Origin of the sequence: Streptomyces sp. 2P-4, assembly GCF_030167965.1 — a bacterium.
GTDB lineage: Bacteria > Actinomycetota > Actinomycetes > Streptomycetales > Streptomycetaceae > Streptomyces > Streptomyces globosus_A.
The window spans coordinates 5,258,848-5,283,422 of sequence record NZ_CP095011.1 but is presented as its reverse complement, the minus strand read 5'-3'; the positions used below and the strand labels follow the sequence as shown (position 1 = coordinate 5,283,422).

Annotated in this window: 27 protein-coding genes; 5 read left to right on the top strand and 22 right to left on the bottom strand. The window is 73.7% G+C overall.

Annotated features, from left to right (window positions below):
* Positions 1-29 precede the first annotated feature (29 nt).
* The 9 genes from trpA to hisI form a co-directional block, all read right to left on the bottom strand.
* The gene (gene trpA / locus MUK52_RS23425) at positions 30-845 is read right to left on the bottom strand and encodes a tryptophan synthase subunit alpha (protein WP_284579775.1); all 816 of its coding nucleotides are present in this window, start codon (positions 843-845) and stop codon (positions 30-32) included.
* Entirely contained in the window at positions 842-2,089 is a 1,248-nt protein-coding gene (gene trpB / locus MUK52_RS23420) for a tryptophan synthase subunit beta (protein ID WP_114057158.1), read from the bottom strand. Before trpB ends, trpA begins: the two co-directional genes overlap by 4 nt.
* 206 nt (positions 2,090-2,295) lie before the next feature.
* A complete protein-coding gene (gene trpM, locus MUK52_RS33315; protein WP_373298970.1) occupies positions 2,296-2,520 on the bottom strand; it encodes a tryptophan biosynthesis modulator TrpM in 225 nt (74 codons plus the stop codon).
* Positions 2,517-3,326 (bottom strand): indole-3-glycerol phosphate synthase TrpC, encoded by an 810-nt coding sequence (gene trpC, locus MUK52_RS23415; protein ID WP_114057160.1) that lies wholly within the window; start codon positions 3,324-3,326, stop codon positions 2,517-2,519. The genes trpM and trpC overlap by 4 nt, the downstream gene beginning before the upstream one ends.
* 160 nt (positions 3,327-3,486) lie before the next feature.
* Complete coding sequence (locus tag MUK52_RS23410; RefSeq protein ID WP_114057161.1) at positions 3,487-4,014, bottom strand: DUF2752 domain-containing protein; 528 nt, start codon at positions 4,012-4,014, stop codon at positions 3,487-3,489.
* Between the two features lie 74 nt (positions 4,015-4,088).
* Positions 4,089-4,328 carry an HGxxPAAW family protein gene (locus MUK52_RS23405; protein WP_114057162.1) on the bottom strand — a complete coding sequence of 80 codons (240 nt, stop codon included), beginning with the start codon at positions 4,326-4,328 and terminating at the stop codon, positions 4,089-4,091.
* A gap of 82 nt (positions 4,329-4,410) precedes the next feature.
* On the bottom strand, positions 4,411-5,031 hold the full coding sequence (locus MUK52_RS23400; RefSeq protein ID WP_114057163.1) for a TIGR02234 family membrane protein: 621 nt from the start codon (positions 5,029-5,031) through the stop codon (positions 4,411-4,413).
* Positions 5,032-5,037: 6 nt separating this feature from the next.
* The gene (locus MUK52_RS23395) at positions 5,038-6,537 is read right to left on the bottom strand and encodes an anthranilate synthase component I (RefSeq protein WP_114057164.1); all 1,500 of its coding nucleotides are present in this window, start codon (positions 6,535-6,537) and stop codon (positions 5,038-5,040) included.
* Between the two features lie 11 nt (positions 6,538-6,548).
* Complete coding sequence (gene hisI, locus MUK52_RS23390; RefSeq protein WP_428985452.1) at positions 6,549-6,923, bottom strand: phosphoribosyl-AMP cyclohydrolase; 375 nt, start codon at positions 6,921-6,923, stop codon at positions 6,549-6,551.
* Between the two features lie 84 nt (positions 6,924-7,007).
* Here hisI and MUK52_RS23385 point away from each other — a divergent pair, with 84 nt between their 5' ends.
* Positions 7,008-7,640 carry a TIGR03085 family metal-binding protein gene (locus tag MUK52_RS23385; protein WP_114057165.1) on the top strand — a complete coding sequence of 211 codons (633 nt, stop codon included), beginning with the start codon at positions 7,008-7,010 and terminating at the stop codon, positions 7,638-7,640.
* 57 nt (positions 7,641-7,697) lie between these two features.
* Here the strand turns inward: MUK52_RS23385 and hisF are convergent, their stop codons facing one another.
* From hisF to hisD, 8 genes are read right to left on the bottom strand one after another with little or no spacing between them, the layout of a single operon-like run.
* Positions 7,698-8,453 carry an imidazole glycerol phosphate synthase subunit HisF gene (hisF, locus tag MUK52_RS23380; protein WP_284579769.1) on the bottom strand — a complete coding sequence of 252 codons (756 nt, stop codon included), beginning with the start codon at positions 8,451-8,453 and terminating at the stop codon, positions 7,698-7,700.
* Positions 8,453-8,854, bottom strand: coding sequence for a RidA family protein (locus MUK52_RS23375; protein WP_114057167.1), 402 nt, complete (start codon positions 8,852-8,854; stop codon positions 8,453-8,455). The genes hisF and MUK52_RS23375 overlap by 1 nt, the downstream gene beginning before the upstream one ends.
* Positions 8,851-9,591 (bottom strand): bifunctional 1-(5-phosphoribosyl)-5-((5-phosphoribosylamino)methylideneamino)imidazole-4-carboxamide isomerase/phosphoribosylanthranilate isomerase PriA, encoded by a 741-nt coding sequence (gene priA, locus MUK52_RS23370; protein WP_114057168.1) that lies wholly within the window; start codon positions 9,589-9,591, stop codon positions 8,851-8,853. The genes MUK52_RS23375 and priA overlap by 4 nt, the downstream gene beginning before the upstream one ends.
* On the bottom strand, positions 9,591-10,241 hold the full coding sequence (hisH, locus tag MUK52_RS23365) for an imidazole glycerol phosphate synthase subunit HisH (RefSeq protein WP_114057169.1): 651 nt from the start codon (positions 10,239-10,241) through the stop codon (positions 9,591-9,593). The genes priA and hisH overlap by 1 nt, the downstream gene beginning before the upstream one ends.
* The gene (locus tag MUK52_RS23360; RefSeq protein ID WP_174250446.1) at positions 10,238-10,405 is read right to left on the bottom strand and encodes a CG2302 family histidine operon protein; all 168 of its coding nucleotides are present in this window, start codon (positions 10,403-10,405) and stop codon (positions 10,238-10,240) included. Before MUK52_RS23360 ends, hisH begins: the two co-directional genes overlap by 4 nt.
* A gap of 2 nt (positions 10,406-10,407) precedes the next feature.
* Positions 10,408-11,007, bottom strand: coding sequence for an imidazoleglycerol-phosphate dehydratase HisB (gene hisB / locus MUK52_RS23355; protein WP_114057170.1), 600 nt, complete (start codon positions 11,005-11,007; stop codon positions 10,408-10,410).
* Positions 11,004-12,140 (bottom strand): histidinol-phosphate transaminase, encoded by a 1,137-nt coding sequence (locus tag MUK52_RS23350; RefSeq protein ID WP_502963590.1) that lies wholly within the window; start codon positions 12,138-12,140, stop codon positions 11,004-11,006. Before MUK52_RS23350 ends, hisB begins: the two co-directional genes overlap by 4 nt.
* Positions 12,119-13,441, bottom strand: coding sequence for a histidinol dehydrogenase (gene hisD / locus MUK52_RS23345; protein WP_114057172.1), 1,323 nt, complete (start codon positions 13,439-13,441; stop codon positions 12,119-12,121). The genes MUK52_RS23350 and hisD overlap by 22 nt, the downstream gene beginning before the upstream one ends.
* 125 nt (positions 13,442-13,566) lie before the next feature.
* Between hisD and MUK52_RS23340 the strand changes: the two genes are divergently transcribed.
* The 3 genes from MUK52_RS23340 (at position 13,567) to ybaK (ending at position 16,562) form a co-directional block, all read left to right on the top strand.
* The gene (locus tag MUK52_RS23340; protein WP_284579759.1) at positions 13,567-15,168 is read left to right on the top strand and encodes an oxidoreductase; all 1,602 of its coding nucleotides are present in this window, start codon (positions 13,567-13,569) and stop codon (positions 15,166-15,168) included.
* 109 nt (positions 15,169-15,277) lie between these two features.
* The gene (locus MUK52_RS23335; protein WP_174250447.1) at positions 15,278-16,018 is read left to right on the top strand and encodes an LON peptidase substrate-binding domain-containing protein; all 741 of its coding nucleotides are present in this window, start codon (positions 15,278-15,280) and stop codon (positions 16,016-16,018) included.
* A 49-nt stretch (positions 16,019-16,067) separates the two neighbouring features.
* Positions 16,068-16,562 (top strand): Cys-tRNA(Pro) deacylase, encoded by a 495-nt coding sequence (gene ybaK / locus MUK52_RS23330; protein ID WP_114057175.1) that lies wholly within the window; start codon positions 16,068-16,070, stop codon positions 16,560-16,562.
* A 16-nt stretch (positions 16,563-16,578) separates the two neighbouring features.
* Here ybaK and MUK52_RS23325 read toward each other — a convergent pair whose 3' ends face one another.
* The 4 genes from MUK52_RS23325 to MUK52_RS23310 are packed head-to-tail and all read right to left on the bottom strand — an operon-like array spanning position 16,579 to position 20,488.
* Complete coding sequence (locus MUK52_RS23325; protein ID WP_284579754.1) at positions 16,579-17,304, bottom strand: hypothetical protein; 726 nt, start codon at positions 17,302-17,304, stop codon at positions 16,579-16,581.
* A gap of 43 nt (positions 17,305-17,347) precedes the next feature.
* Positions 17,348-18,127 carry an ABC transporter permease gene (locus MUK52_RS23320; RefSeq protein ID WP_114057176.1) on the bottom strand — a complete coding sequence of 260 codons (780 nt, stop codon included), beginning with the start codon at positions 18,125-18,127 and terminating at the stop codon, positions 17,348-17,350.
* A complete protein-coding gene (locus MUK52_RS23315; RefSeq protein WP_428985453.1) occupies positions 18,124-19,164 on the bottom strand; it encodes an ABC transporter ATP-binding protein in 1,041 nt (346 codons plus the stop codon). Before MUK52_RS23315 ends, MUK52_RS23320 begins: the two co-directional genes overlap by 4 nt.
* A 28-nt stretch (positions 19,165-19,192) precedes the next feature.
* On the bottom strand, positions 19,193-20,488 hold the full coding sequence (locus MUK52_RS23310; RefSeq protein ID WP_284579751.1) for an NYN domain-containing protein: 1,296 nt from the start codon (positions 20,486-20,488) through the stop codon (positions 19,193-19,195).
* Positions 20,489-20,684: 196 nt separating this feature from the next.
* On the opposite strand from MUK52_RS23310, the gene MUK52_RS23305 reads away from it, so the two are divergent.
* On the top strand, positions 20,685-20,852 hold the full coding sequence (locus MUK52_RS23305) for a hypothetical protein (protein ID WP_174250448.1): 168 nt from the start codon (positions 20,685-20,687) through the stop codon (positions 20,850-20,852).
* An 80-nt stretch (positions 20,853-20,932) separates the two neighbouring features.
* Here the strand turns inward: MUK52_RS23305 and dnaE are convergent, their stop codons facing one another.
* A complete protein-coding gene (gene dnaE / locus MUK52_RS23300) occupies positions 20,933-24,472 on the bottom strand; it encodes a DNA polymerase III subunit alpha (protein ID WP_114057179.1) in 3,540 nt (1,179 codons plus the stop codon).
* Positions 24,473-24,575 lie beyond the last annotated feature (103 nt).

The window sequence follows — 24,575 nt, the reverse complement described above, 5'->3', positions numbered from 1 at the left end:
TACAGAACCCTTTTCGGACGCGCTCCGCGTCAGCTCCTGCGTACGCCTTCCGCAAGTTCGCCCGCCAGCGCCCGCACGGCCGCGAGCCCGGCCGGCAGGTCCGGCGCGTCCAGCAGCAGCTTCACGAACGCCGAGCCGACGATCACCCCGTCGGCGAAGCCGGCGACCTCCTTCGCCTGCACGGCGTTGGAGACGCCGAGCCCGACGCAGACCGGCAGCTCCGTGGTGGCGCGGGTGCGGCGGACCAGCTCCTGCGCCTGGTTGCCGACGGACTCCCGGGTCCCGGTGACGCCCATGAGGGAGGCGGCGTAGACGAAGCCCGAGCCGGCCGCGGTGATCGTGGCGAGGCGGGCGTCCCTGCTGCTGGGGGCGACGACGAAGACGGTCGCGAGGCCGTGCTTGTCGGCGTGCTCCCGCCACAGGGCGGACTCCTGGACGGGCAGGTCGGGCAGGATGCAGCCGGCGCCGCCGGCCTCGGCCAGCTCGGCGGCGAACCGCTCCGGGCCGTAGCGGTCGATCGGGTTCCAGTACGTCATCACCAGCACCGGCGCGCCGGTCGCCTCGTGCGCCTCGCGGACCGTGCGCAGCACGTCGGCGATCCGGACGCCGCCGCGCAGCGCGATGTCGTCGGCGGTCTGGATGACGGCGCCGTCGAGGACGGGGTCGCTGTGCGGGAGGCCGACCTCGACGATGTCGGCGCCGCCGGCGATGACGGCCTTGACGGCCTCGATGCCGCCGTCGACGGTCGGGAAGCCGGCCGGGAGGTAGGCGACCAGGGCGGCGCGGTCCTCGGCCCTGGCCTTGGCGAGGGTGTCGCCCAGCAGCCGGATGTTGCCCTTGCTCACTTCGACTCCCCTTCGGCGTCGTACAGCCCGAAGTAGCGGGCGGCGGTGTCCATGTCCTTGTCGCCGCGGCCGGACAGGTTGACCACGACGAGCCCGTCGGGGCCGAGCTCGCGGCCGAGGTCGAGGGCGCCGGCGAGGGCGTGGGCCGACTCGATGGCCGGGATGATGCCCTCGGTGCGGGAGAGCAGGCGCAGGGCCTGCATGGCGGCGTCGTCGGTGACCGCGCGGTACTCGCCGCGGCCGGTGTCCTTGAGGAAGGAGTGCTCCGGGCCGATGCCGGGGTAGTCCAGGCCGGCGGAGATCGAGTACGGCTCGGTGATCTGGCCCTCGTCGTCCTGGAGGACGTAGGAGCGGGAGCCGTGCAGGATGCCGGGCTCGCCGGCGGTGAGGGTGGCGGCGTGCTCGCCGGTCTCGACGCCGTGGCCGGCGGGCTCGAACCCGACGAGGCGGACGCCGGTGTCGGGCAGGAAGGCGTGGAAGAGGCCGATGGCGTTGGAGCCGCCGCCGACGCAGGCGGCGACGGCGTCGGGCAGGCGGCCGGTGCGCTCCAGGATCTGGCGGCGGGCCTCGACGCCGATGACGCGGTGGAAGTCGCGGACCATGGCGGGGAAGGGGTGCGGGCCGGCGACGGTGCCGAAGAGGTAGTGGGTGCGGTCGACGTTGGCGACCCAGTCGCGGAACGCCTCGTTGATGGCGTCCTTGAGGGTGCGGGAGCCGGACTTGACGGCGATGACCTCGGCGCCCAGCATCCGCATGCGGGCGACGTTCAGGGCCTGCCGCTGGGTGTCGATCTCGCCCATGTAGATGGTGCAGTCGAGGCCGAAGAGGGCGCAGGCGGTGGCGGTGGCCACGCCGTGCTGGCCGGCGCCGGTCTCGGCGATGACGCGGGTCTTGCCCATGCGCTTGGTGAGGAGGGCCTGGCCCAGCACGTTGTTGATCTTGTGCGAGCCGGTGTGGTTGAGGTCCTCGCGCTTGAGGAAGATGCGGGCGCCGCCGGCGTGCCCGGCGAAGCGCGGCACCTCGGTCAGCGCGCTGGGGCGGCCGGTGTAGTTGACCATGAGGTCGTTGAGCTCGGCCGCAAAGGCGGGGTCGTTCTTGGCCTTCTCGTACTCGACGGCGACCTCGTCCACGGCGGCGACGAGGGCCTCCGGGATGAACTTGCCGCCGAAGTCGCCGAAGTAGCCCTCGGCGTCGGGGACGCGGCCTTCCGGGTCCGGGATGAAGAAGTCAGTGGCGCTGGACATGCCGGCAACTCCTGGGGTGTGCGGTGCGGCGGATGGTTGTCACCGTATGGCGCCGCCCGCCCGCGACGGGCACACCACACCCTTCGGGGGTGCGGGTGCGTGCGGTGCGGGTCCCGTGCGCGCGGAGGGCCGTCGGGGCCGCCGGGGCGCAGGGGTGTGCGGAGGGGGTCCGTGCGGCGGTTGCCGCACGGGTCGTCCCGTCCGTCCTACGGCGCTTCCCCGCGGCGCCATCGCATGCCGTTGACCTGTCCGGGCTCCGAGCCGATGACGTACCGCACCCGCCGCCCGTGGACGCGCCGGGCCGGGGCGCGGCAGCCGCGGGGGCGGCAGCCGCGCGCCAGGGGCGCGTGGGCCGTCGGCACGCCCGCGGCCGGGCGGCGGCCCGGGCGGGTGCTGACGGGGGTGCGGTCGGGGGTCACGGCTGCGGTCAGCTCCGCCCGTGGCGCAGGGCGGGGTGGGCTCCGGCGGCGACGAGGTCGGCCACGGCCGACTTCGGGTCGCGTCCGGTCACCAGGGACTCCCCCACGAGGACGGCGTCGGCGCCCTCGTTGGCGTAGGCGATGAGGTCGTGCGGTCCGCGGATGCCGGACTCGGCGACCTTGACGATGTGCGCCGGGATCTCGCCGACGACGCGCTCGAAGGTGGAGCGGTCGACGCTGAGGTCCTTGAGGTTGCGCGCGTTCACACCGATGATCTTCGCGCCGGCCGCGACCGCGCGCTCGATCTCCTCCTCGTCGTGGACCTCGACGAGCGGGGTGAGGCCGATGGACTCGGCCCGCTCGATGAGGGAGACGAGGGCCTCCTGCTCCAGGGCCGCGACGATCAGCAGGACGAGGTCGGCGCCGTAGGCGCGGGCCTCCCACAGCTGGTACGCCGTGACGATGAAGTCCTTGCGGAGGATCGGGATGTCCACGCGGGCGCGGACGGCCTCCAGGTCGGCCAGCGAGCCGCCGAAGCGGCGCTGCTCGGTGAGGACGGAGATGACCGCCGCACCGCCCGCCTCGTAGTCGGCGGCGAGTCCGGCCGGGTCGGCGATCGCGGCCAGCGCGCCCTTGGACGGGCTGGACCGCTTGACCTCGCAGATCACCTTGACGCCGTCGCCGCGCAGGGCCGCGACGCCGTCCTTCGCCTGGGGCGCCTTGGCGGCACGCTCCTTGAGCTCGTCGAGGCTCACGCGGGCCTGCCGTTCGGCAAGGTCTTCGCGGACCCCTTCGATGATCTCGTCGAGCACACTCACGCGAGCGGCCCCCTTCCGGGTCGATGACGGTCGGCCGCCGAGCAGTCACGTACGACTGCAAGGTCGGCAATCAAATGGTATCCGGCCACGGCGCACCGCTCCGCACGCGGCTGGGGGCGTCCCATTGGCTGGACATTCGGAATACGGCATTCATAAGGCCTCACGGGGCCAGTGCGGCGCCGAAGGGCAGATTCCGGACGACGGAGAAGACCAGGGCCGCCCCGCCGAGGGCCCACCAGTACGGGCCGCTGAGGGCGAAACGCGGGGTCGGAGCGCCCCGCCAGGCCCGCAGCAGCCACAGGGCGGCGAATCCGGCGAACGCGAAGTAGCCGATCACGGCCATCGCATTCGCCCCGAATGCGGCGGCGAGATCGCCGTGGGCGAACGCGTGGGCGCTGCGCAGTCCGCCGCATCCCGGACACAGGATTCCGCTCAGCCGGAAAAGCGGGCAGACCGGATAGTGGCCGGGCTCATTGGGGTCCACGGCGCCCACGTACGCAAATGCGGCGGCCGCCGCGAGCACCGTGAGGGCCGGGGCGGCGAGCCTGCGGGCCCGTGGGGCCGGCGCGGCTCCCGGGGCCCCGGGAGCGCCCGGCCCGGCCGGGGCGGGCAGGTCGGCGGGGCCGGCCGCCGCGGCGGGCGGCGGGGCCTGTCCGGCCGGGGGCCGGGGGGTGCGGGAGGCGTCCACGCGCTGATTCTCTCCGGTGACGGCAGAAGGCGCAGCCCGACCGGGCCGCGCCTTCTGCCGTCGGCGTCCGGCGGTCAGGCCTTGGCCGCGGCGATGGCCTTGGCGAGGTCATCGTGGGCGGGCTTGGGCGCGCCCATGCCGGCGGCCCTCATGCCGAGGCCCACGACGCCTCCGAGTGCGACGACGGCGAGGCCCGCCCAGAACCCGACCGGGTTCGCCAGCACCATGAAGGCGCCGGAGATGCAGAAACCGATGAAGGCGATGATGACACCGGTCCAGGCGGCCGGGGTGTGACCGTGGCTGCTGCCCGCCATGAGTTGCTCCTCGTTTTGCTCTGTCGCGCGTGCGGTGCCGCACGCTCGGTTGCCATTGTCCCGCACGGTCGGCGGGCCGTGCTCAGCGGGTGGGGTCCTCGCCGCGGTCCAGGGCCTTCCACAGGTCCTCGGGCCGGTCGGGGTCCGCGGCGGGGGGCCGGGCGGCCTGCGGGCCGCCGCCGCGCTCGTAGCGGCCGCCCATGGCCGGCCAGGCGCCGCCGAACCGCAGGGCGAGCAGCCCGGCGGCCAGGATCAGGGCGGCGCCGGCGGCCGTGGCGTACGGCCAGGCGGTCTGTGCGGCCGTCGCGACGTGCGCGGCGGAGTCCGCGGCCGTCCGCGCGGCCTGCTCGTCCAGGGCCCGGCGGCCGTCTCCGGCGAGGAGCGCGGCGAGGGCCGCGCCGAGGCCGCTGAGCGCCAGCAGCGCCGCGACCAGCTGCCGGCCCCGGCCGCGTACGGCGAAGACGGCGACGAGCGCGGCGAGGCCGACGACGGCCAGCGCGGCGGGCAGCCCGGTGACGTCGCCCCCGTCCGCGGTCAGGGGGACCGTGCCGCCGCCGACGGCCGCGGTGCCGCGGGCCCACACCCGGCCGGAGCCGAGGAGGACCACGCAGGCGCCGAGCGCGCCGAGCAGCAGGGCGGCGGCCACGCTGCGGCGGCTGCCGGTGTCGTTGGGGGAGGGGGGTGCGGCACTCACGCCCCCCACTATCCCCTACCGCCCCGCGGCGTCGGCCATGCGGTTCGCCGCGGCGACCGCGCGGAGCACCGCGGAGGCCTTGTTGCGGCACTCCAGGTCCTCCAGCTCGGGCACCGAGTCGGCGACCACGCCCGCGCCGGCCTGCACGTACGCGGTCCCGTCGCGGAGCAGGGCGGTGCGGATGGCGATGGCGGTGTCGGAGTCGCCGGCGAAGTCGAGGTAGCCGACGCAGCCGCCGTACAGGCCGCGGCGGGTGGGCTCCAGCTCCTCGATGATCTGCATGGCGCGCGGCTTGGGCGCCCCCGAGAGCGTGCCGGCGGGGAAGCAGGCGGTGAGCACGTCAAAGGCGGTCCTGCCCTCGGCGACGCGGCCGGTGACGGTGGAGACGATGTGCATGACGTGCGAGTACCGCTCGATGCTCATGAAGTCGACGACCTCGACGGAGCCGGGCTCGCACACCCGGCCCAGGTCGTTGCGGCCCAGGTCGACGAGCATCAGGTGCTCGGCGCGCTCCTTGGGGTCGGCGAGCAGCTCCTCGGCCAGCTCGTGGTCGCGCTGCGGGGTGGCGCCGCGGTGGCGGGTGCCCGCGATGGGGTGGACCATGGCCCGCCCGTCCTCGACCTTGACGAGGGCCTCGGGGCTGGAGCCGACGACGTCGAAGCCGTTCTCGAAGCGGAAGAGGTACATGTACGGAGACGGGTTGGTGGCGCGCAGCACCCGGTAGACGTCCAGGGCGGAGGCGTGGCAGGGCGTCTCGAACCGCTGCGAGGGCACGACCTGGAAGGCCTCGCCGGCCCGGATCCGCTCCTTGACGTCCTCGACGGCGGCCTGGTAGTCGGCGCCGCCCCACAGGGCGGAGAAGGCGGGCAGCTCGGCGGAGGGCAGCGGGGCGGGCGTGTAGGGGGCGGGCCGTGCGAGGTCGGCCTCCATGGCGTCGAGGCGGGCGACGGCGTCCGCGTGGGCCTCGTCGACGCCGGTGTCGAGGTCGTTGTGGTTGATGGCGTTGGCGATGAGCTGGACGCTGCCGTCCCAGTGGTCGAGGACCGCGAGGTCGGAGGTGAGCAGCATGGTCAGCTCGGGCAGCCGGAGGTCGTCGGTGCCGTGGTCGCCGATGCGTTCCAGGCGGCGGACGATGTCGTAGCCGAGGTAGCCGACCATGCCGCCGGTGAAGGGCGGCATTCCGGCGGCGAGGTCGCGGGGGGTGTGCAGGGCCTCCACGGTGGCGCGCAGGGCCTGCAGCGGGTCGCCGCCGGTGGGGACGCCGACGGGCGGGGTGCCGATCCAGTGGGCCTCGCCGTCGCGGACGGTGAGGGTGGCGTGGCTGCGGACGCCGACGAAGGAGTAGCGGGACCAGGAGCGGCCGTTCTCGGCGGACTCCAGCAGGAAGGTGCCCGGGCGCTCGGCGGCCAGCTTGCGGTAGAGGCCGACGGGCGTGTCGCCGTCGGCGAGCAGCTTGCGGCTCACCGGGATGACACGGCGGTCGGCGGCGAGCTTGCGGAACTGTTCGAGGTCCATGCGTGGGTTACCTAACCTGCCTGGTCGGCGTCGAGCGGGAGGACGTCGGCGTCGAAGCACGTGCGGGCCCCGGTGTGGCAGGCGGCGCCGACCTGGTCGACCTTGACCAGGAGGGTGTCGGCGTCGCAGTCGAGGGCGACGGACTTCACGTGCTGGACGTGCCCGGAGGTGTCCCCCTTGACCCAGTACTCCCGGCGGCTGCGGGACCAGTAGGTGCAGCGGCCGGTGGTCAGGGTGCGGTGGAGCGCCTCGTCGTCCATCCAGCCGAGCATGAGCACCTCGCCGGTGTCGTACTGCTGGGCGATGGCCGGGACGAGGCCGTCCGCGGAGCGCTTGAGCCGGGCCGCGATGGCGGGGTCGAGGGAGGAGCTGGTCATGCGGGCCATTGTGCCGCGCGGGGCGGGCGGTGGCGGATCACTGTCCGCCTGATGGGCGGGCACGCGGCGCGCAGCCGCCGTAGGCTTGCCCGCATGTCTACCCATGCGAAGCGTGAACGCCTGCTCCTGGCGGACCTGTTGGAGTCGGCGGGCCCGCACGCGCCGACGCTGTGCGAGGGCTGGCTGACCCGGGACCTCGCGGCGCACCTGGTCGTGCGGGAGCGCCGCCCGGACGCGGCGGGCGGCCTGCTGCTGAACGTGTTGAAGGACCGGCTGGACAAGGCGATGGCCGAGTACGCGGCGAAGCCGTACGAGGAGCTGCTGCAGCTGATCCGGACGGGCCCGCCGAAGCTGTCGGTGTACTCGCTGAAGCAGGTCGACGAGGCGGCGAACGCGGTGGAGTTCTACGTGCACGCGGAGGACGTGCGGCGGGCGCAGCCCGACTGGACGCCGCGGCAGCCGGACCCGGTGTTCTCCGACGCGCTGTGGTTCCGGCTGGAGAAGCTGGCGCGGCTGACGGGGCGCCGCTCGCCGGTGGGGCTGGTGCTGCGGCGGCCGGACGGCCGCACGGTGGTGGCGCACAAGGGGACGCCGGTGGTGACGGTGACGGGCGAGCCGGGCGAGCTGGTGCTGTTCTGCTTCGGGCGGCAGGCGTCGGCGTCCGTGGAGCTGGACGGCGACGAGCAGGCGGTCGCCCGCCTGACGGCGGCCCGTCTGGGCATCTGAACCGCAAGCCCCCGGCCCTGCCGGAGCGGGGCCGGGGCTTCCGGGCGCTGCCGCGGGTCAGCGGACCGGGTGGCCCGCCGCGCGAAGTGCGTCCTTGACCTGGGAGATCCGCAGGTCGCCGAAGTGGAACACCGAGGCGGCGAGGACCGCGTCGGCGCCGGCCTCGATGGCCGGCGAGAAGTGCTCCAGGCGGCCGGCGCCGCCGGAGGCGATCACCGGGACGGTGACGTGCTTGCGGACGGCGGCGATCATCTCGGTGTCGTAGCCGTCCTTGGTGCCGTCGGCGTCCATCGAGTTCAGCAGGATCTCGCCGGCGCCCAGCTCGGCGGCCCGGTGGGCCCACTCGACGGCGTCGATGCCGGTGCCGCGGCGGCCGCCGTGGGTGGTGACCTCGAAGGATCCGGTGTCGGTGCGGCGGGCGTCGACGGACAGGACGAGGACCTGCCGGCCGAACCGCTCGGCGATCTCGCGGATCAGGTCGGGCCGCTCGATGGCGGCGGTGTTGACGCCCACCTTGTCGGCGCCGGCCCGCAGCAGTCTGTCCACGTCGTCGGCGGTGCGGACGCCGCCGCCGACGGTGAGCGGGATGAAGACCTGCTCGGCGGTGCGGCGGACCACGTCGTAGGTGGTCTCGCGGTTGCCGGACGAGGCGGTGATGTCGAGGAAGGTCAGCTCGTCGGCGCCTTCGGCGTCGTACAGCCTGGCCATCTCGACGGGGTCGCCGGCGTCCCGCAGGTTCTGGAAGTTGACGCCCTTGACGACGCGGCCGCTGTCCACGTCCAGGCAGGGGATCACCCGTACGGCGAGTGACATCAGGACTCCCCTCGGTAGGCTTCGACCTCGACCTCGACGACCAGGCTCGGGTCGATGAAGCCGGAAACAATGATCATGGAGGCGGCGGGGCGGACGGAGTCGAAGAGCTCCTTGTGGGCCCGGCCCACCTCGTCGACGTCCCGCGCGTGGGTGAGGTACATGCGGGTGCGGACGACGTGCTCCACGCCCAGGCCTGCCTGGGCGAGCGCGTCGAAGGCGACGCGGAAGGCGTTGACCGTCTGCTCGTACGGCCCGCCGGCGACGACCTTGCCGTCTACGACGGAGGTGCAGCCGGAGACGAGCACGAGCCCGTTGGGCAGCTCGACGGCCCGGGAGTAGCCCACGGCCTCCTCCCAGGGGCCGCCCGAGGAGATGCGGCGGACGCCGCCGGTGGCGGTCATGCGCCGGCCACCACCCGCAGCGCCTCCTGGAGGGTGAAGGCCTTGGCGTAGAGGGCCTTGCCGACGATCGCGCCCTCGACGCCCAGCGGCACCAGCTCGGCGAGCGCCCGCAGGTCGTCCAGGCCGGCGATGCCGCCGGAGGCGACGACCGGCCGGTCGGTGGCGGCGCACACGTTCCGCAGGAGCTCCAGGTTGGGGCCGGTCAGCGTGCCGTCCTTGCCGATGTCGGTGACGACGTAGCGGGCGCAGCCCTCGGAGTCCAGGCGGGCGAGGGTCTCGTACAGGTCGCCGCCCTCGCTGGTCCAGCCGCGTCCCTTGAGGGTGGTGCCGCGGACGTCGAGGCCGACCGCGATGCGGTCGCCGTGCCCGGCGATGGCCTTGGCGGTCCACTCGGGGGCTTCGAGGGCGGCGGTGCCGAGGTTGACGCGGGTGCAGCCGGTGGCGAGCGCGGCGGCGAGGGTGGCGTCGTCGCGGATGCCGCCGGACAGCTCGACCTTGATGTCGAGGGCGCCGGTGATCTCGGCGACGAGGGCGCGGTTGTCGCCGGTGCCGAAGGCGGCGTCGAGGTCGACGAGGTGGAGCCACTCGGCGCCGGCGGCCTGCCAGGCGAGGGCCGCCTCCAGCGGGGAGCCGTAGGAGGTCTCGGTGCCGGACACGCCGTGCACCAGGCGTACGGCCTGGCCGTCGCGGACGTCGACGGCGGGGAGGAGTTCCAGCGTCGCGCGGGGCTCGGTCATCACAGGGTCTCGATCCAGTTGGTGAGGAGCTGGGCTCCGGCGTCGCCGGACTTCTCGGGGTGGAACTGGGTGGCCCACAGGGCGCCGTTCTCGACCGCCGCGACGAAGCGCTCGCCGTGGGTGGCCCAGGTGACCTTGGGGGCCCGGATCGCCGGGTTGGTGACCTCCAGGCTCCAGTCGTGGGCCGCGTAGGAGTGGACGAAGTAGAAGCGGGCGTCCGCGTCGAGCCCGGCGAAGGCCCGGCTGTCGGCGGGGGCCTCGACGGTGTTCCAGCCCATGTGGGGGACGACCGGGGCGCGGAGCGGGCCGACGGTGCCGGGCCACTCGTCGAGGCCCTCGGTCTCCACGCCGTGCTCGATGCCGCGCTCGAAGAGGATCTGCATGCCGACGCAGATGCCCATGACAGGGCGGCCGCCGGAGAGGCGGCGTCCGATGATCCAGTCGCCGCGGACGGACTTCAGGCCCTGCATGCAGGCGGAGAAGGCGCCGACGCCGGGGACGAGCAGGCCGTCGGCGTCCATGGCCTTGTCGTAGTCGCGGGTGATCTCGACGTCCGCGCCGACGCGCGCGAGGGCGCGCTCGGCGGAGCGGACGTTGCCGAAGCCGTAGTCGAGGACGGCGACCGTCTTGGTGGGTCGGGCAGCGCTCATTCCCAGATTCCTTGGATCCGCAGGACTCCGGCGGCGAGGCACATCGCGGAGCCGATGGCGAGCAGCAGGACGACCGACCTGGGCATCTGCTGCTTCTGGAAGGAGTACACGCCGCCGGCCAGGAACAGGCCGACGACGATCAGTACGGTGCTGAGGCCGGTCACGGCTAGAGGGCGCCCTTCGTCGAGGGCAGGATGCCGGCGGCGGCCGCGCGGGGGTCGAGCTCGCAGGCGTACCGCAGGGCCCGGGCGAGCGCCTTGAACTGGCACTCGACGATGTGGTGGGCGTTGCGGCCGTACGGGACGTGGACGTGCAGGGCGATCTGGGCCTGCGCGACGAAGGACTCCAGGATGTGCCGGGTCATCGTCGTGTCGTACGCGCCGATCATGGGGGCCATGTTCTCGGGCTCGGTGTGCACGAGGTAGGGGCGGCCCGACAGGTCCACGGTCACCTGTGCGAGGGACTCGTCCAGGGGGACGGTGCAGTTGCCGAAGCGGTAGATGCCGACCTTGTCGCCGAGGGCCTGCCTGAAGGCGGCGCCGAGGGCGAGGGCGGTGTCCTCGATGGTGTGGTGGCTGTCGATGTGCAGGTCGCCGTCGGTCTTGACCGTGAGGTCGAACATGCCGTGGCGGCCGAGCTGGTCGAGCATGTGGTCGTAGAAGCCGACGCCGGTGGACACGTCGACCTGGCCGGTCCCGTCGAGGTTTATCTCGACGACGACGGAGGTCTCCTTCGTGGTGCGCTCGACCCGTCCGATGCGGCTCATGCGTGCTGCTCCTTCTTCAGTGCGCGAACCGCTTCCAGGAACGCGTCGTTCTCGGCCGGGGTGCCCGCGGTGACCCGCAGCCATCCCGGTACGCCGTTGTCCCGGACCAGGACGCCCCGGTCGAGGATCTGCTGCCAGGCGGTGTGGGAGTCCTCGAACCTGCCGAACTGGATGAAGTTCGCGTCGGACTCGGTGACCTCGCAGCCGATCGCCCGCAGTTCGGCGACCAGCCGGTCCCGCTCGGCCTTGAGCTGCTCGACGTAGCCGAGCAGGGTGTCGGTGTGCTCCAGGGCCGCCAGCGCGGTGGCCTGGGTGACGGCCGACAGGTGGTACGGCAGGCGCACCAGCTGGACGGCGTCGACCACGGCCGGGTGCGCGGCGAGGTAGCCCAGGCGCAGTCCGGCGGCGCCGAACGCCTTGGACATGGTCCGGGAGACCACCAGGTGGGGGCGGCCCTCGATCAGCGGCAGCAGGGAGGGCCGGTGGCTGAACTCGACGTACGCCTCGTCGACGACGACCAGCGACGGCTTGGCGGCCTGGGCGGCGTCGTGGAGGGCGAGGACGGTCTCCGCCTCGACCGCGGTGCCGGTGGGGTTGTTGGGCGAGGTGATGAAGACGACGTCGGGGGCGTTCTCCGCGATGGCCCGGGCGGCGGCGTCCGGGTCGATGGTGAAGTCGTCCCGGCGCGGTCCGGAGATCCAGCCGGTCCCGGTGCCGCGGGCGATCAGGGCGTGCATGGAGTACGAGGGCTCGAAGCCGATCGCGGTGCGGCCGGGCCCGCCGAAGGTCTGCAGGAGCTGCTGGATGACCTCGTTGGAGCCGTTGGCGGCCCACACGTTCTCGCGGCCGACCGGGTGGCCGCCCGTACGGGTGAGGTAGGCGGCCAGGGCGGTCCGCAGCTCGACGGCGTCCCGGTCGGGGTAGCGGTTGAGGGTGCGGGCCGCGTCGGCGACGCGTTCGGCGATGCGCCGCACCAGCTCCTCGGGGAGCTCGTACGGGTTCTCGTTGGTGTTGAGCTGCACCGGGACGTCCAGCTGGGGCGCCCCGTAGGGGCTCTTGCCGCGCAGCTCGTCCCGGATGGGCAGGTCGTCGATGCCGAGGGATCTGTCGGTCACTGGCCGGGCACCTTCCATCCGAAGCGGGCCTTGAGGGCGGCGCCGTGCGCGGGCAGGTCCTCGGCCTCGGCGAGGGTGACCACGTGGTGGGCGACCTCGGCGAGGGCGTCGCGGGTGTAGTCGACGATGTGGATGCCGCGCAGGAAGGACTGCACGGACAGGCCGGAGGAGTGGCAGGCGCAGCCGCCGGTGGGCAGGACGTGGTTGGATCCGGCGCAGTAGTCGCCGAGGGAGACCGGCGCCCAGGGCCCGACGAAGATCGCGCCTGCGTTGCGGACGCGGTCCGCCCAGGCCGCGGCGTCGGCGGTCTGGATCTCCAGGTGCTCGGCGCCGTACGCGTCGACGACCTTCAGGCCGTCCTCCAGGCTGTCCACGAGGACGATCGCGGACTGCCTGCCGGCGAGGGCCGGGCGGATCCGGTCCTCGATGTGCTTGGTGGCGGCGACCTGCGGTTCGAGCTCCTTCTCGACGGCGGCCGCGAGGTCCTCGGAGTCGGTGACGAGGACGGCGGCGGCCAGCGGGTCGTGCTCGGCCTGGCTGATCAGGTCGGCGGCGACGTGCACCGGGTCGGCGGTGGCGTCGGCGAGGACGGCGATCTCCGTCGGGCCGGCCTCGGTGTCGATGCCGATCTTCCCGGTGAAGTAGCGCTTGGCGGCGGCGACCCAGATGTTGCCGGGGCCGGTGACCATGTTGACCGGCAGGCAGTCCTCGGTGCCGTACGCGAACATCGCGACGGCGACCGCGCCGCCGGCCGCGTACACCTCGTCCACGCCGAGCAGGGCGCAGGCGGCGAGGATGGTCGGGTGGGGCAGGCCGCCGAACTCCGCCTGCGGGGGCGAGGCCAGCGCGATCGAGCCGACGCCGGCCTCCTGCGCGGGGACGACGTTCATGACGACGGACGACGGGTACACCGAGCGGCCGCCCGGCGCGTACAGGCCGACGCGCTCGACGGGAACCCACTTCTCGGTCACGGTGCCGCCGGGGACGACCTGCGTGGTGTGCGCGCTGCGCCGCTGGCTGCGGTGCACGGTCCGGGCGCGGCGGATCGACTCCTCCAGCGCGGCGCGGACCTTCGGGTCGAGGCCCGCGAGCGCCTCGGTGAGCGCCTCGGCGGGGACCCTGACCTGTTCCAGCCGGACTCCGTCGAACTTCTGCGCGTACTCGATCAGCGCCGCCGTGCCGCGATGATGGACGTCCTCGCAGATGGGCCGCACCTTCTCCAGGGCGGCTTCCACGTCGAACTCGGCACGGGGCAGCAGGTCGCGCAGGGCCGCGCCCTCGGGGAGGGCGTCGCCGCGCAGGTCGATACGAGAGATCACCCCCCAATTCTCTCAGACGGCTTCACTCGACCGTCCGCCCGTATCACTGGCTGATACGTGTCCCGGCTGTCACCGGCTGCCCTTAGCGTTCGGCGGAGAGTGCACGATCAGCGGAGGGGGCCGCCATGACCGATGCGCAGTCCGCGGGCGGGGAGCCTGCGGACCTCACGGAGCCCGAGCGCCGGATGTGGCATGCCTTCCGGACGGGCGGGACGTGCGACCTGAGCGCCGACGCGGCCGGCGGGGACGACCCGCACGGGGACCTGGCGTGGGGGCCGGAGCGCAGCGTCCGCGCCGAGGTGGTGGCGCTGCTGCTGCTCCACGGGCCGCCGCCGGAGCCGGGCCGGGTGGCGTCGCTGAAGCTGCGCGGCGCGCGGGTCACGGGCCGCCTGGACCTGTCGGGCGGGACGGTCGAGCCGTACGTGGAGCTGCGCCGGTGCCGGTTCGACGGGGAGGTGCAGCTGTCGGAGACCCGGTTCGGGACGCTGCGGCTGGTGGACTGCGCGGTCCCCCGCCTGGACGCCTCCCGCCTGCACACCGAGGGCGACCTGCACCTGCCGCGCTGCCGGGTGGCGCGCGGGATCCGGCTGACCGACGCGCAGATCGGCACGGACCTGCTGGTCAGCCAGGCCGTCGTCCAGCGCGACGGCCGCGGGCGGGCCTTCGCGGCGGACGGGCTGTCGGTCGGGCAGGACTTCCAGGGCGAGCTGCTGGAGGCGTACGGGGAGGTGAGCCTGCGCGGGGCGAAGGTCGGGGTGTCGATGAACCTGCGCGGGGCGCTGCTGGCCAACCCGTACGGGCGGTGGGCGCTGAACGCGCCGCAGCTGACGGTGGAGCGGACGCTGTACCTGACCTCGATCGCGCTGGGCTGGGTGCCGGGCGGGCCGGGGTCCTCCACTCCCCCGTACGGCCTGGGGCAGACGCCGGCGCGGGGGCAGCGCTCCCGGCCCTTCGAGTGCCGGGGCGGGCTGCGCCTGGACGACGGCCGGTTCGGGGACGCGGTGGACTTCTACGGGGCGCGGTTCGCGCCGGAGGCGGGCCAGGAGGTGTCGCTGCGCCGGATCCAGACGCCGGAGCTGCGGTTCGTGGGCGAGCGGCCGGAGCGGGGGCGGGTGGTGCTGTCGGGGGCGAAGGTGGTGAAGCTGGTGGACGCCTGGACCAGCTGGCCGGGCGGGGGCGGGGTGGCGGTCGAGGGGTTCGCGTACGAGGCGCTGGCGCCGCGCGGGCACTTCCCGCTGGCGCGCCGGCTGGAGTGGCTGGCGGCGGCGACCCCGGAGTACTCGCCGGAGCCGTACGAGCGGCTGGCGGCGGTGCTGCGGGCGAGCGGCGAGGACGCGGACGCGCGGGAGGTGCTGCTGGCCAAGCAGCGCAGGCGGCGGGCGACGCTGCCGCCCGCGGTGCGGGCGTGGGGGCACCTCCAGGACTGGACGGTGGCGTACGGGTACCGGCCGGGCCGGGCGGCGCTGTGGATGGCGCTGCTGTGGGCGACGGGGACGGTGCTCTTCGCGGGGCACACCCCGCGGGCGGTCAAGGCGGACGAGCACCCGGAGTGGAACCCCGCCCTGTACGCCCTGGACCTGCTGCTGCCGGTCATCGACCTGGGCCAGGAGGGCCACTGGAGGATGGCCGGGGCCTGGCAGTGGGGGTCGGCGGCGATGGTCCTGCTGGGCTGGATCCTGGCGACGACGGTGGCGGCGGGGGCGTCGCGGCTGCTGCGGCGCGGCTGACGGCGGGCGGGCGGGGCGGGAGGCGGCCGGGCCGGGCCGCCCCGGCCCGGCCCGGCCCCGAACAACCGAGGTGACAGGCCCCGCCCCGCCCCCACTACCCTTGTCCGTCGTGACCACCGTTCGCCTCCCCCTCTTCCCCCTGAACACGGTGCTGTTCCCCGGACTGGTGCTTCCGCTGAACGTCTTCGAGGAGCGTTATCGCGCCATGATGCGGGAGCTCCTGAAGACGGGCGAGGACGAGCCGCGCCGTTTCGCCGTCGTCGCGATCCGCGACGGCCGCGAGGTCGCGCCGGCCGCTCCGGGCCTGCCGGACCCGACGTCGCTGCCCGAGCGCGGCCCGTCCGCGGGCTTCGGCCCGGACCCGCTCCAGGCGTTCCACCGGGTGGGCTGCATCGCGGACGCGGCGACGGTCCGGGAGCGGGAGGACGGCGGCTTCGAAGTCCTCGCGACCGGCACGACCCGGGTCCGCCTGCTGTCGGTGGACTCCTCCGGGCCGTTCCTGGTGGCGGAGCTGGAGGAGCTCGCGGAGGACCAGGGCGACGGCGCGGGCGCGCTGGCGGACGGGGTGCTGCGGGCGTTCCGGACCTACCAGAAGCGGCTGGCGGGGGCGCGGGAGCGGAGCCTGGCGACCGCGGCGGAGCTGCCGGACGAGCCGTCGGTGGTGTCGTACCTGGTGGCCGCGGCGGCCGTGCTGGACGTGCCGACGAAGCAGCGGCTGCTCCAGGCCCCGGACACGGCGACGCGCCTGGCGGAGGAGCTGCGGCTGCTGCGCGCGGAGTCGGCGCTCATCCGGCACCTGCCGTCGCTGCCGGCGGTGGACCTGACCCGGGCGCCGACCAGCCAGAACTGACCGCGCCGCCGCCCTGCGGCGCGACCTGACGACCGGGGGAGTCCTTCCGATGGCGAAGAAGAAGGCCGCGGCCGCGGCGACACCGGCGATCGCCGCCCTGGCGGCGGCGGGCGCGCCCTTCACCGTGCACGCCTACGAGCACGACCCGGCGCACCCCTCGTACGGGCAGGAGGCCGCCGAGGCGATGGGCGTGAGCCCGGACCGGGTGTTCAAGACGCTCGTGGCGGACGTGGACGGCGTCCTGACCGTGGCGGTGGTCCCGGTGTCCGGGAGCCTGGACCTCAAGGCGCTGGCCGCGGCGGTCGGCGGCAAGCGGGCGGCGATGGCGGACCCTGCGCTGGCGGAGCGGACGACCGGCTACGTGCTCGGCGGCATCTCGCCGCTGGGGCAGCGCAGGCGGCTGCGGACGGTGGTGGACGCCTCGGCGGACGCGCACTCCACGGTCTGCGTGTCGGCGGGCCGGCGCGGCCTGGAGGTCGAGCTGGCGCCCGGCACGCTGGCCGGGCTGACGCAGGCCGTCCTGGCGCCGATCGCCCGCGCCTGACCGGCCCGGCCGCCGGTCAGGCGTGCGGGGGCCCCGCGGCGGCGGGCCCGGCCGGCGGCTGCGGCCCGCCGTGGTCCTCGCGGGTGCGGGGCGCCTGGCCGCCCTGCGGTTCGGCGTGGGCGTACGGCGGCGGGTACACGGCCGCCCCGGCGGGCTCGGCGCCCGCCTCGTGCGGGTCCGGGTCCTGCGGCCCCCATACGGCGATGAGCCCCAGGTAGGCGGCGAGCGCGGCCATCGGCCAGGCCAGCAGCGCCCCGTGGGCGAGGAGCTGGAGCGGCGCGTCGAAGGGGACGCCCTTGCCGGCCGCCGCGGCGGAGGCGGCGATGTCGGCCGGGGGTCCCAGCCGGAGCCCCGCCCGCCAGCCGAGCAGGGAGGCGAAGCAGGAGCCGATTCCGAGGCCGATGGCCTGGGCGACGCCGCCGCGGCGCCGCCACAGGAAGACCAGGACCGCGCTCAGCACGCCGAGTCCGACGCCGAGCAGCAGGAAGGTGCCGTCGGCGCCCACGCGGGCTTCGCTCTCGGTGTTCCGCAGGAACACGGCCTCGCCGTTGGAGACGTACTGCGTCCGCGGCGCGAGCCAGGCCCACAGCACTCCGAGGAGGGCGCCGGCCGCACCGGTGGCCAGGGTGATGGCGGCCGCGTCCCGGACGTCCGCGAGGGCGGTGCCCGCAGCGGATCCGCCCGGCGTGCCGGGCGGCGACGGCGGTTCGGCGGGGGGCGGTGTGGTCACGGCTTCGGTCACCTCCACATCGTGCCAGGTGCGGCGGCCCGAGGCGGAACCGGAGTCAGCGGACGGCGGCCCGCCGGTACGCCCACGTCGCGGCGGACAGCGACAGGACGCCCACGGCCGCGCACACGCCGAGGTCGAGGCAGACGGCCGCCCAGTCCGGGTCCGGGGAGAACGTCCGGGCGAACGCCTCCACCCCGTACGTGGACGGCAGCAGGTCGCGCGCCCACACGATCACCTCGGGCATCCGTTCCGGCGGCAGCACCCCCAGCAGCAGCGCCGCCGACATGCCGAGCTGCCCGGCCAGCGTGGCGAGCTCCTGGCGCGGGGCGAGCAGGCCGAGGGCCGCGCCGAGTCCGGCGAGCGCCGCCCCGGCCAGCGGGACGACCGCGGCGAGGATCCACAGCCCGCTCATGGGCAGCCCGAACAGCAGGCAGCCGATGACGGCGGTCACGAGCGTGCCGGGGAGGGTGAAGGAGGCGTACGCGGCGGCCGCGCCCAGCACCACCGAGGCGGGCGGGACGGGCAGCGTGGCGTAGTGGTCGAGCCCGCCGCCGGCCCGCAGCTGGCCGAAGTACTGGGCCAGCAGGTTGAGCGCGACGAACGCGACGACCAGGACGGACGAGCCGGCCACGACGGCCCGCGCCTCCGAGCCGCCGTCGACGACGCCCCGCATCAGGACCATGATGCCGACTGACTGGAAGGTGGCGACGAACAGCAGCGGGATGCGCGCGACGCGGGCCCGCGACAGCTGCGCCCGGTACACGGCGGCCAGCGACGGCAGGAGCCGGGCCCGCGGGGCGGGCGTGCCGAGGGGGACGGAGGCGGCGGCGCTCACGACTTCACCAGGCCCTTCGCGGTACGCCCGCCCAGCGCGAGGTAGACGTCCTCCAGGCTCGGGGTCGCCAGCGTGAAGTCGTCGAGGGCGGCGAACGCGGGCCCGCCGGTGACGGCCGCGACCGCGGCGCGCGCCTCGTCCGGGGTGAGCCGCAGCACCCACCGGCGGCCGGACTCGGCGGCGGCGCCGGCCAGGGCGCTGATCGCGGGGATGCCGAGGGGCGGCGCGGTGCGCCACACGAGTTCGAGGCGGACCTCGTCGGAGACGCGGGCCTTCAGCGCGGCGGGCGTGTCGCAGGCGATGACCCTGCCCTGGTCGATGACGGCGACCCGGTCGAGGACGGTCTCGGCCTCGATGACGTTGTGGGTGACCAGGACGACGGTGGCGCCGTGCTCGGCGCGCCGCCGGTCCACGGCGGCCCAGACGGCGCGCCGGGCGACGGGGTCCATGCCGGTGGTGGGCTCGTCCAGGACGAGCACCGGGCGCTCGCCGACGAGGGCGGCGGCGAAGCAGGCGAGCCGCCGCTGGCCGCCGGAGAGCTTCTTCAGGGGGCGCCCGGCGATCGGGGTCAGCCCGAGCTCCTCCAGGACGGCGTCGCGGGCGGCGCGGGCGGCGCGCAGGTCGAGGCCGCGCAGCCGGGCGGTGGTCTCGGCGGCCAGGGAGACGGTGAGCTCGTCGAGGGCGGTGGACTCCTGGCCGAGGTAGGCGAGGAGGCGGGAGGCGAGTTCGGGGCGGCGGACGATGTCGTGTCCGAGCAGGGTGACGGAGCCGGAGTCCGGCCGCAGCAGCCCGGTGAGCTGGCGGACCAGGGTGGACTTGCCGGCGCCGTTGGGGCCGAGGAGCCCGAAGACCTCTCCGCGCCGCACGTCGAGGCAGATGCCGTCGGTGGCGCGGGTCTCGGGCAGGGCGGGTGCGCCGCGCCGGCCGCGGACCGCGGGGTACGTCTTGACCAGGTCACGCACCGCGCAGACCACGCCGTCGGCCGCTGCCGTGCCGCTGCCGCCCTGCGGTCTCGCTGGTGCTGTGCCCGTACTCACGAGGGAGCAGCCTACGCGGCTCCGGGCCCTACTCGGGCGCCGGGGTCGCCGGGGGGCCCGGCACGGCGGCCGGCGGGGCGGCGACGCGGTCGGCCGCGGCGCGCACGTCGATCTCCCTCCAGAAGCCCGCGCGGATGGCGTAGCGGTCGTGTTCGTCGATCTGGTCGTCCTTGTGGGCGAGCAGGCCGAAGCGGGCGGCGTAGCGCAGGAGCTCGCCGTCGATGCGGTGCGGGATCCGCGGGTACATGGTGGCGAGCCTGTGGAGGTGGGCGGCCTCGGGGAGGCGCTCCATCCAGCGCCGGGCGAAGACCTGTCCGACCTCGAAGGGGTCGCCGCCGACGGTGGTGATGTCCTCCTCCCGGTCGGCCCAGCGCTGCTCGGCGCTGGTGAGCTGGGCGAGGGTGGGCAGGGAGGCGGTCTCGGCGGGCTCGCCGAGCGGTCCGGCCCGGTCGATCCAGCCCCGGTCGGAGGACCAGCGCAGGGCGCTGGCCGGGGAGGGGGCGGCGGACGGGGAGCCCTGCTGGTGGCCGGGTGCGCGCAGGGCGCCGGCGAGGTCCTTCGGGGTGGGTACGGGCTTCCCGCCGGCGGCGGGCGCGGGTACGGGGGCGGCGGCGCCCTGGGGTTCGGCGGGGGCCTGGGCGGTGCCGGCGGGCCCGGTACCGGAGCTGCGGGCCGCCTCGGCGAGGGCGGCCTCGGGGAGCGGGGCGGAGAGGATGGCGGCGATCTCGGGCCGGGGGGCGGGCGGCGGGGAGCACAGCCCGGCGAGGTCCTTGGCGCGGACGGCCCGGGTGATCCAGGCCCGGTCGAGGACGCGGCGCTCGTCGGCCTCGGCGACGAGGTCCTCGGACTGGTTGTAGTCGCCGTCGGCGGCCTGGACGGCCCACAGGTGGACGGCGACGCCGTGCTCCTTGGCGGACATCAGGCCGGGCAGCAGGTCGCCGTCGCCGGTGACGAGGACGATGTCGGAGCAGGCCCGGTTGCGGGCGAGTTCGGTGAGCTCCGCGTGCATGGCGGCGTCGACGCCCTTCTGGGCCCAGCGGCCGTCGCTGCGGGTCAGGGCGCCCAGGCGGACGGTGACGCGGGGCATGACGCGCAGCCGCCGGTGCTCGGGCTGCGGCACCCGGTCGGGTGCGCCGTCGAACCAGTAGATGCGCAGCAGGGGCTGCCGGGTGTCGGCCTCGGCGCGTTCGCGCAGGGCCTGGATGAGGGCGGCGTGGTCGACGGTGATGCGGGAGCGGGAGGGCTCGCCCGCGAGAAGGCTGGCGGCGGCGCCCAGCAGATAGCCGGCGTCCACCAGGACGACGCAGCGGTCCACGCGTTCCACCTCTTCCGTGGGGGTCCTCGGGTTTTACCCGAGTCTGCCCGACGGCATGGGGCTTGACGGCCGGAACTCGATCATCGGCGTGGCGGATCCGGTGCGTCTGTACGGTTCTGCGACGAAAGATCCAAAATGCGCGGTCTGTGGCGCTGTGTGAGTGTGAATGCGGTCCTGGCCCCTAGACCCTCACGGAGGTTCCACCATGGCCAAGAACAAGAACCAGAAGACCCCCGCCAAGCAGCAGTCGCGATCGTCCGGTCCGGAGGCCTCGCGCAGCACGGCGGATTCGCCGGCCGAGGCGCACTCCTCCGCGCCGAGTCCGATGGACATGGCGCGCAAGGGCAAGCAGAGGCGCTTCGGCCACAACTGACGCCGCGCTGCGACGCGTACGCGCGAAGGGCGCGCCCGGACCTCCGGGCGCGCCCTTCGCGGCGTTCGGGCCCCGTGGGGTCATCCGGCGAGGCAGGAGGGTCCGAGGAGGACCTTCAGGTCGCCGAAGAGGGCCGGGTCGGGCTGGACCCGGTGCCGGTCCAGGCGCAGCACGGTGGTGCTGCGGGGGCCCTGGAGCTTGATCCGCACCTCGGTGTTGCCCTTGTGGTGCCGGAGGATCTCGCCCAGCCGGGTGACCATCGGAGGGGTGACCTTGACGGTGGGGATGGTCAGGACGACGGGGGCGTTGGTGCCGGCGGAGGACAGGTCGGGGACCATCAGCTCCATGGCGACGAGGCGGGGGACGTCCTCCCGCTTGTCGAGGCGGCCCTTGACGAAGACGACGGCGTCCTCGACGAGCTGGGTGGAGACCAGCTGGTAGGTGGCGGGGAAGAACATGCACTCGATGGAGCCGGCCAGGTCCTCGACGGTGGCGATGGCCCAGGCGTTGCCCTGCTTGGTCATCTTGCGCTGGAGGCCCGAGATGATGCCGCCGATGGTGACGACGGCGCCGTCGGCGTGCTCGCCGCCGGTCAGCTGGGAGATGCCGGCGTCCGTCTTGTCGGACAGGACGTGCTCCAGGCCGAAGAGCGGGTGGTCGGAGACGTAGAGGCCGAGCATCTCGCGCTCCTGGGCGAGCAGGTAGGACTTCTCCCACTCGACGTCGGAGAACTCGACGTCGAGGCCGAAGCCGGGCTGGCCGCTGTCCTCGTCGCCCATGCCGCCGAAGAGGTCGAACTGGCCCTCGGCCTCCTTGCGCTTGACCGCCACCACGTTGTCGATCATGGGTTCGTGCTGGGCGACGAGGCCCTTGCGGGTGTGGCCCATCTCGTCGAAGGCACCGGCCTTGATCAGCGACTCGACGGTCCGCTTGTTGCAGACGACGGCCTCGACCTTGTCGAGGAAGTCGGGGAAGGAGGAGAACTTCCCCTTCGACTTGCGGGTCTTGATGATCGAGTCGACGACGTTCTGGCCGACGTTGCGGACGGCGGTGAGGCCGAAGAGGATCACGTCGTCGCCCTGGGCGGCGAAGTTCGACTCGGACTCGTTCACGTTCGGCGGCAGCACCTTGATGCCCATGCGGCGGCACTCGTTCAGGTAGACGGCCGACTTGTCCTTGTCGTCCTTGACCGAGGTGAGCAGGCCCGCCATGTACTCGGCCGGGTGGTTGGCCTTGAGGTAGGCGGTCCAGTAGGAGACGAGGCCGTACGCGGCGGAGTGGGCCTTGTTGAAGGCGTAGCCGGCGAAGGGGACCAGGACGTCCCAGAGGGCCTGGATGGCCTCGTCGCTGTAGCCGTTCTTCCGGGCGCCGGCCTGGAAGATCGTGAAGTTCTTGGCCAGTTCCTCGGGCTTCTTCTTGCCCATGACGCGGCGGAGGATGTCGGCCTCGCCGAGCGAGTAGCCGGCGATGATCTGCGCGGCCTTCTGCACCTGCTCCTGGTAGACGATCAGGCCGTAGGTGACCGCGAGGACCTCTTCGAGCGGCTTCTCCAGCTCGGGGTGGATCGGGGTGATCTCCTGCTGGCCGTTCTTGCGCAGGGCGTAGTTGGTGTGCGAGTTCATGCCCATCGGGCCCGGGCGGTAGAGCGCGGACACGGCGGAGATGTCTTCGAAGTTGTCGGGCTTCATCAGGCGCAGCAGCGAGCGCATGGGGCCGCCGTCGAACTGGAAGACGCCGAGGGTGTCGCCGCGCTGGAGGAGCTCGAAGGTCTTGGGGTCGTCGAGCGGGAGGGCCAGGAGGTCGATGTCGATCCCCTTGTTGGCCTTCACCATCTTGACGGCGTCGTCCATGATCGTGAGGTTGCGCAGGCCGAGGAAGTCCATCTTCAGCAGGCCGAGCGCCTCGCAGCTCGGGTAGTCCCACTGGGTGATGGTGACGCCGTCCGTGTGCCGCACCCAGACGGGCACGTGGTCGGTGATCCGCTCGCTGGACATGATCACGCCGGCGGCGTGCACGCCCATCTGGCGGACCAGGCCCTCGACGCCGCGTGCGGTGTCGATGACCTTCTTCACGTCCGGCTCGTTCTCGTACATCGCGCGAACCTCGCCGGCCTCGGAGTACCGGGGGTGGGCGGGGTCGGTGATGCCGGAGAGCGGGATGCCCTTGCCGAGGACGTCGGCGGGCATGGCCTTGGTGATCCGGTCGCCCATGGCGTAGGGGTAGCCGAGGACGCGCGCGGAGTCCTTGATCGCGTTCTTGGCCTTGATGGTGCCGTAGGTGCCGATCATGGCGACCTTGTCCTGGCCGTACTTCTCGGTGACGTACCTGATCACCTCGACGCGCCTGCGCTCGTCGAAGTCGATGTCGACGTCGGGCATGGAGATGCGCTCGGGGTTGAGGAAGCGCTCGAAGATCAGGCCGTGCGGGATCGGGTCGAGGTCGGTGATGCCGAGCGCGTAGGCGACGATCGAGCCGGCCGCGGAGCCGCGGCCGGGGCCGACCGCGATGCCCTGGTTCTTGGCCCACATGATGAAGTCGGCGACCACGAGGAAGTAGCCGGGGAAGCCCATCGAGATGATCGTGTCCATCTCGTACTCGACCTGCTTCATGCGGTCCTCGGGGATGCCGCCGGGGAAGCGGCGGTGCATCCCGCGCATGGTCTCCTCGCGGAACCAGGTGACCTCGGTGTAGCCCTCCGGGATGTCGAACTTGGGCATGAGGTTCCGGAACTGGAACATGCCCTCGGTGTCGACCTGCTCGGCGACCAGCAGCGTGTTGGCGCAGCCCTCCTGCCAGGCGTCCGAGGAGTCGATGGCGTACATCTCGTCGGTGGACTTCAGGTAGTAGCCGGTGCCGTCGAACTTGAAGCGGTCGGGGTCGGAGAGGTTCTTGCCGGTCTGGATGCAGAGCAGGGCGTCGTGGGCGCCGGCCTCGTGCGCGTACGTGTAGTGGGAGTCGTTCGTCACCAGCGGCGGGATGCCGAGCTTCCGGCCGATCTCCAGCAGGCCGTCGCGGACCCGGCGCTCGATCTCGATGCCGTGGTCCATCAGCTCCAGGAAGTAGCGGCCCTCGCCGAAGATGTCCTTGTAGTCGGACGCGGCCTTGAGCGCCTCGTCGAACTGGCCGAGGCGGAGCCGGGTCTGCACCTCGCCCGAGGGGCAGCCGGTGGAGGCGATCAGGCCCTCGGACCACTGGGAGATGGTCTCCTTGTCCATGCGGGGCCACTTGGTCAGCCAGCCCTCGGCGTAGGCGTCGGAGGAGAGCCGGAAGAGGTTGTGCAGGCCGGTGCTGTTCGCCGCCCAGATCGTCTTGTGCGTGTAGCCGCCGGAGCCGGAGACGTCGTCCCGCTTCTGGTGGGGCTGGCCCCAGGTGATGCGGCGCTTGTTGCGCCGGGACTCGGGGGCGACGTACGCCTCGATGCCGATGATCGGGGTGATCCCGGCCTTCTGCGCGGAGTGGAAGAAGTCGTAGGCGCCGTGCAGGTTGCCGTGGTCGGACATGGCGATGTGCGTCATGCCCATTTCATTGCAGGCGTTGAACATGTCCTTGAGCCGCGCGGCACCGTCCAGCAGCGAGTACTGGGTGTGGACGTGCAGGTGCGTGAACGGCGTCTTGGCCACGGCGCTGTACTCCTGGGGGCTGGGGCTCGGGACAGGGGGGCAGCTTCGAATCCTACGTCGCGCGGGGGACACATTCCGGGCGGCGGGCGGTACGGTCGGGCGT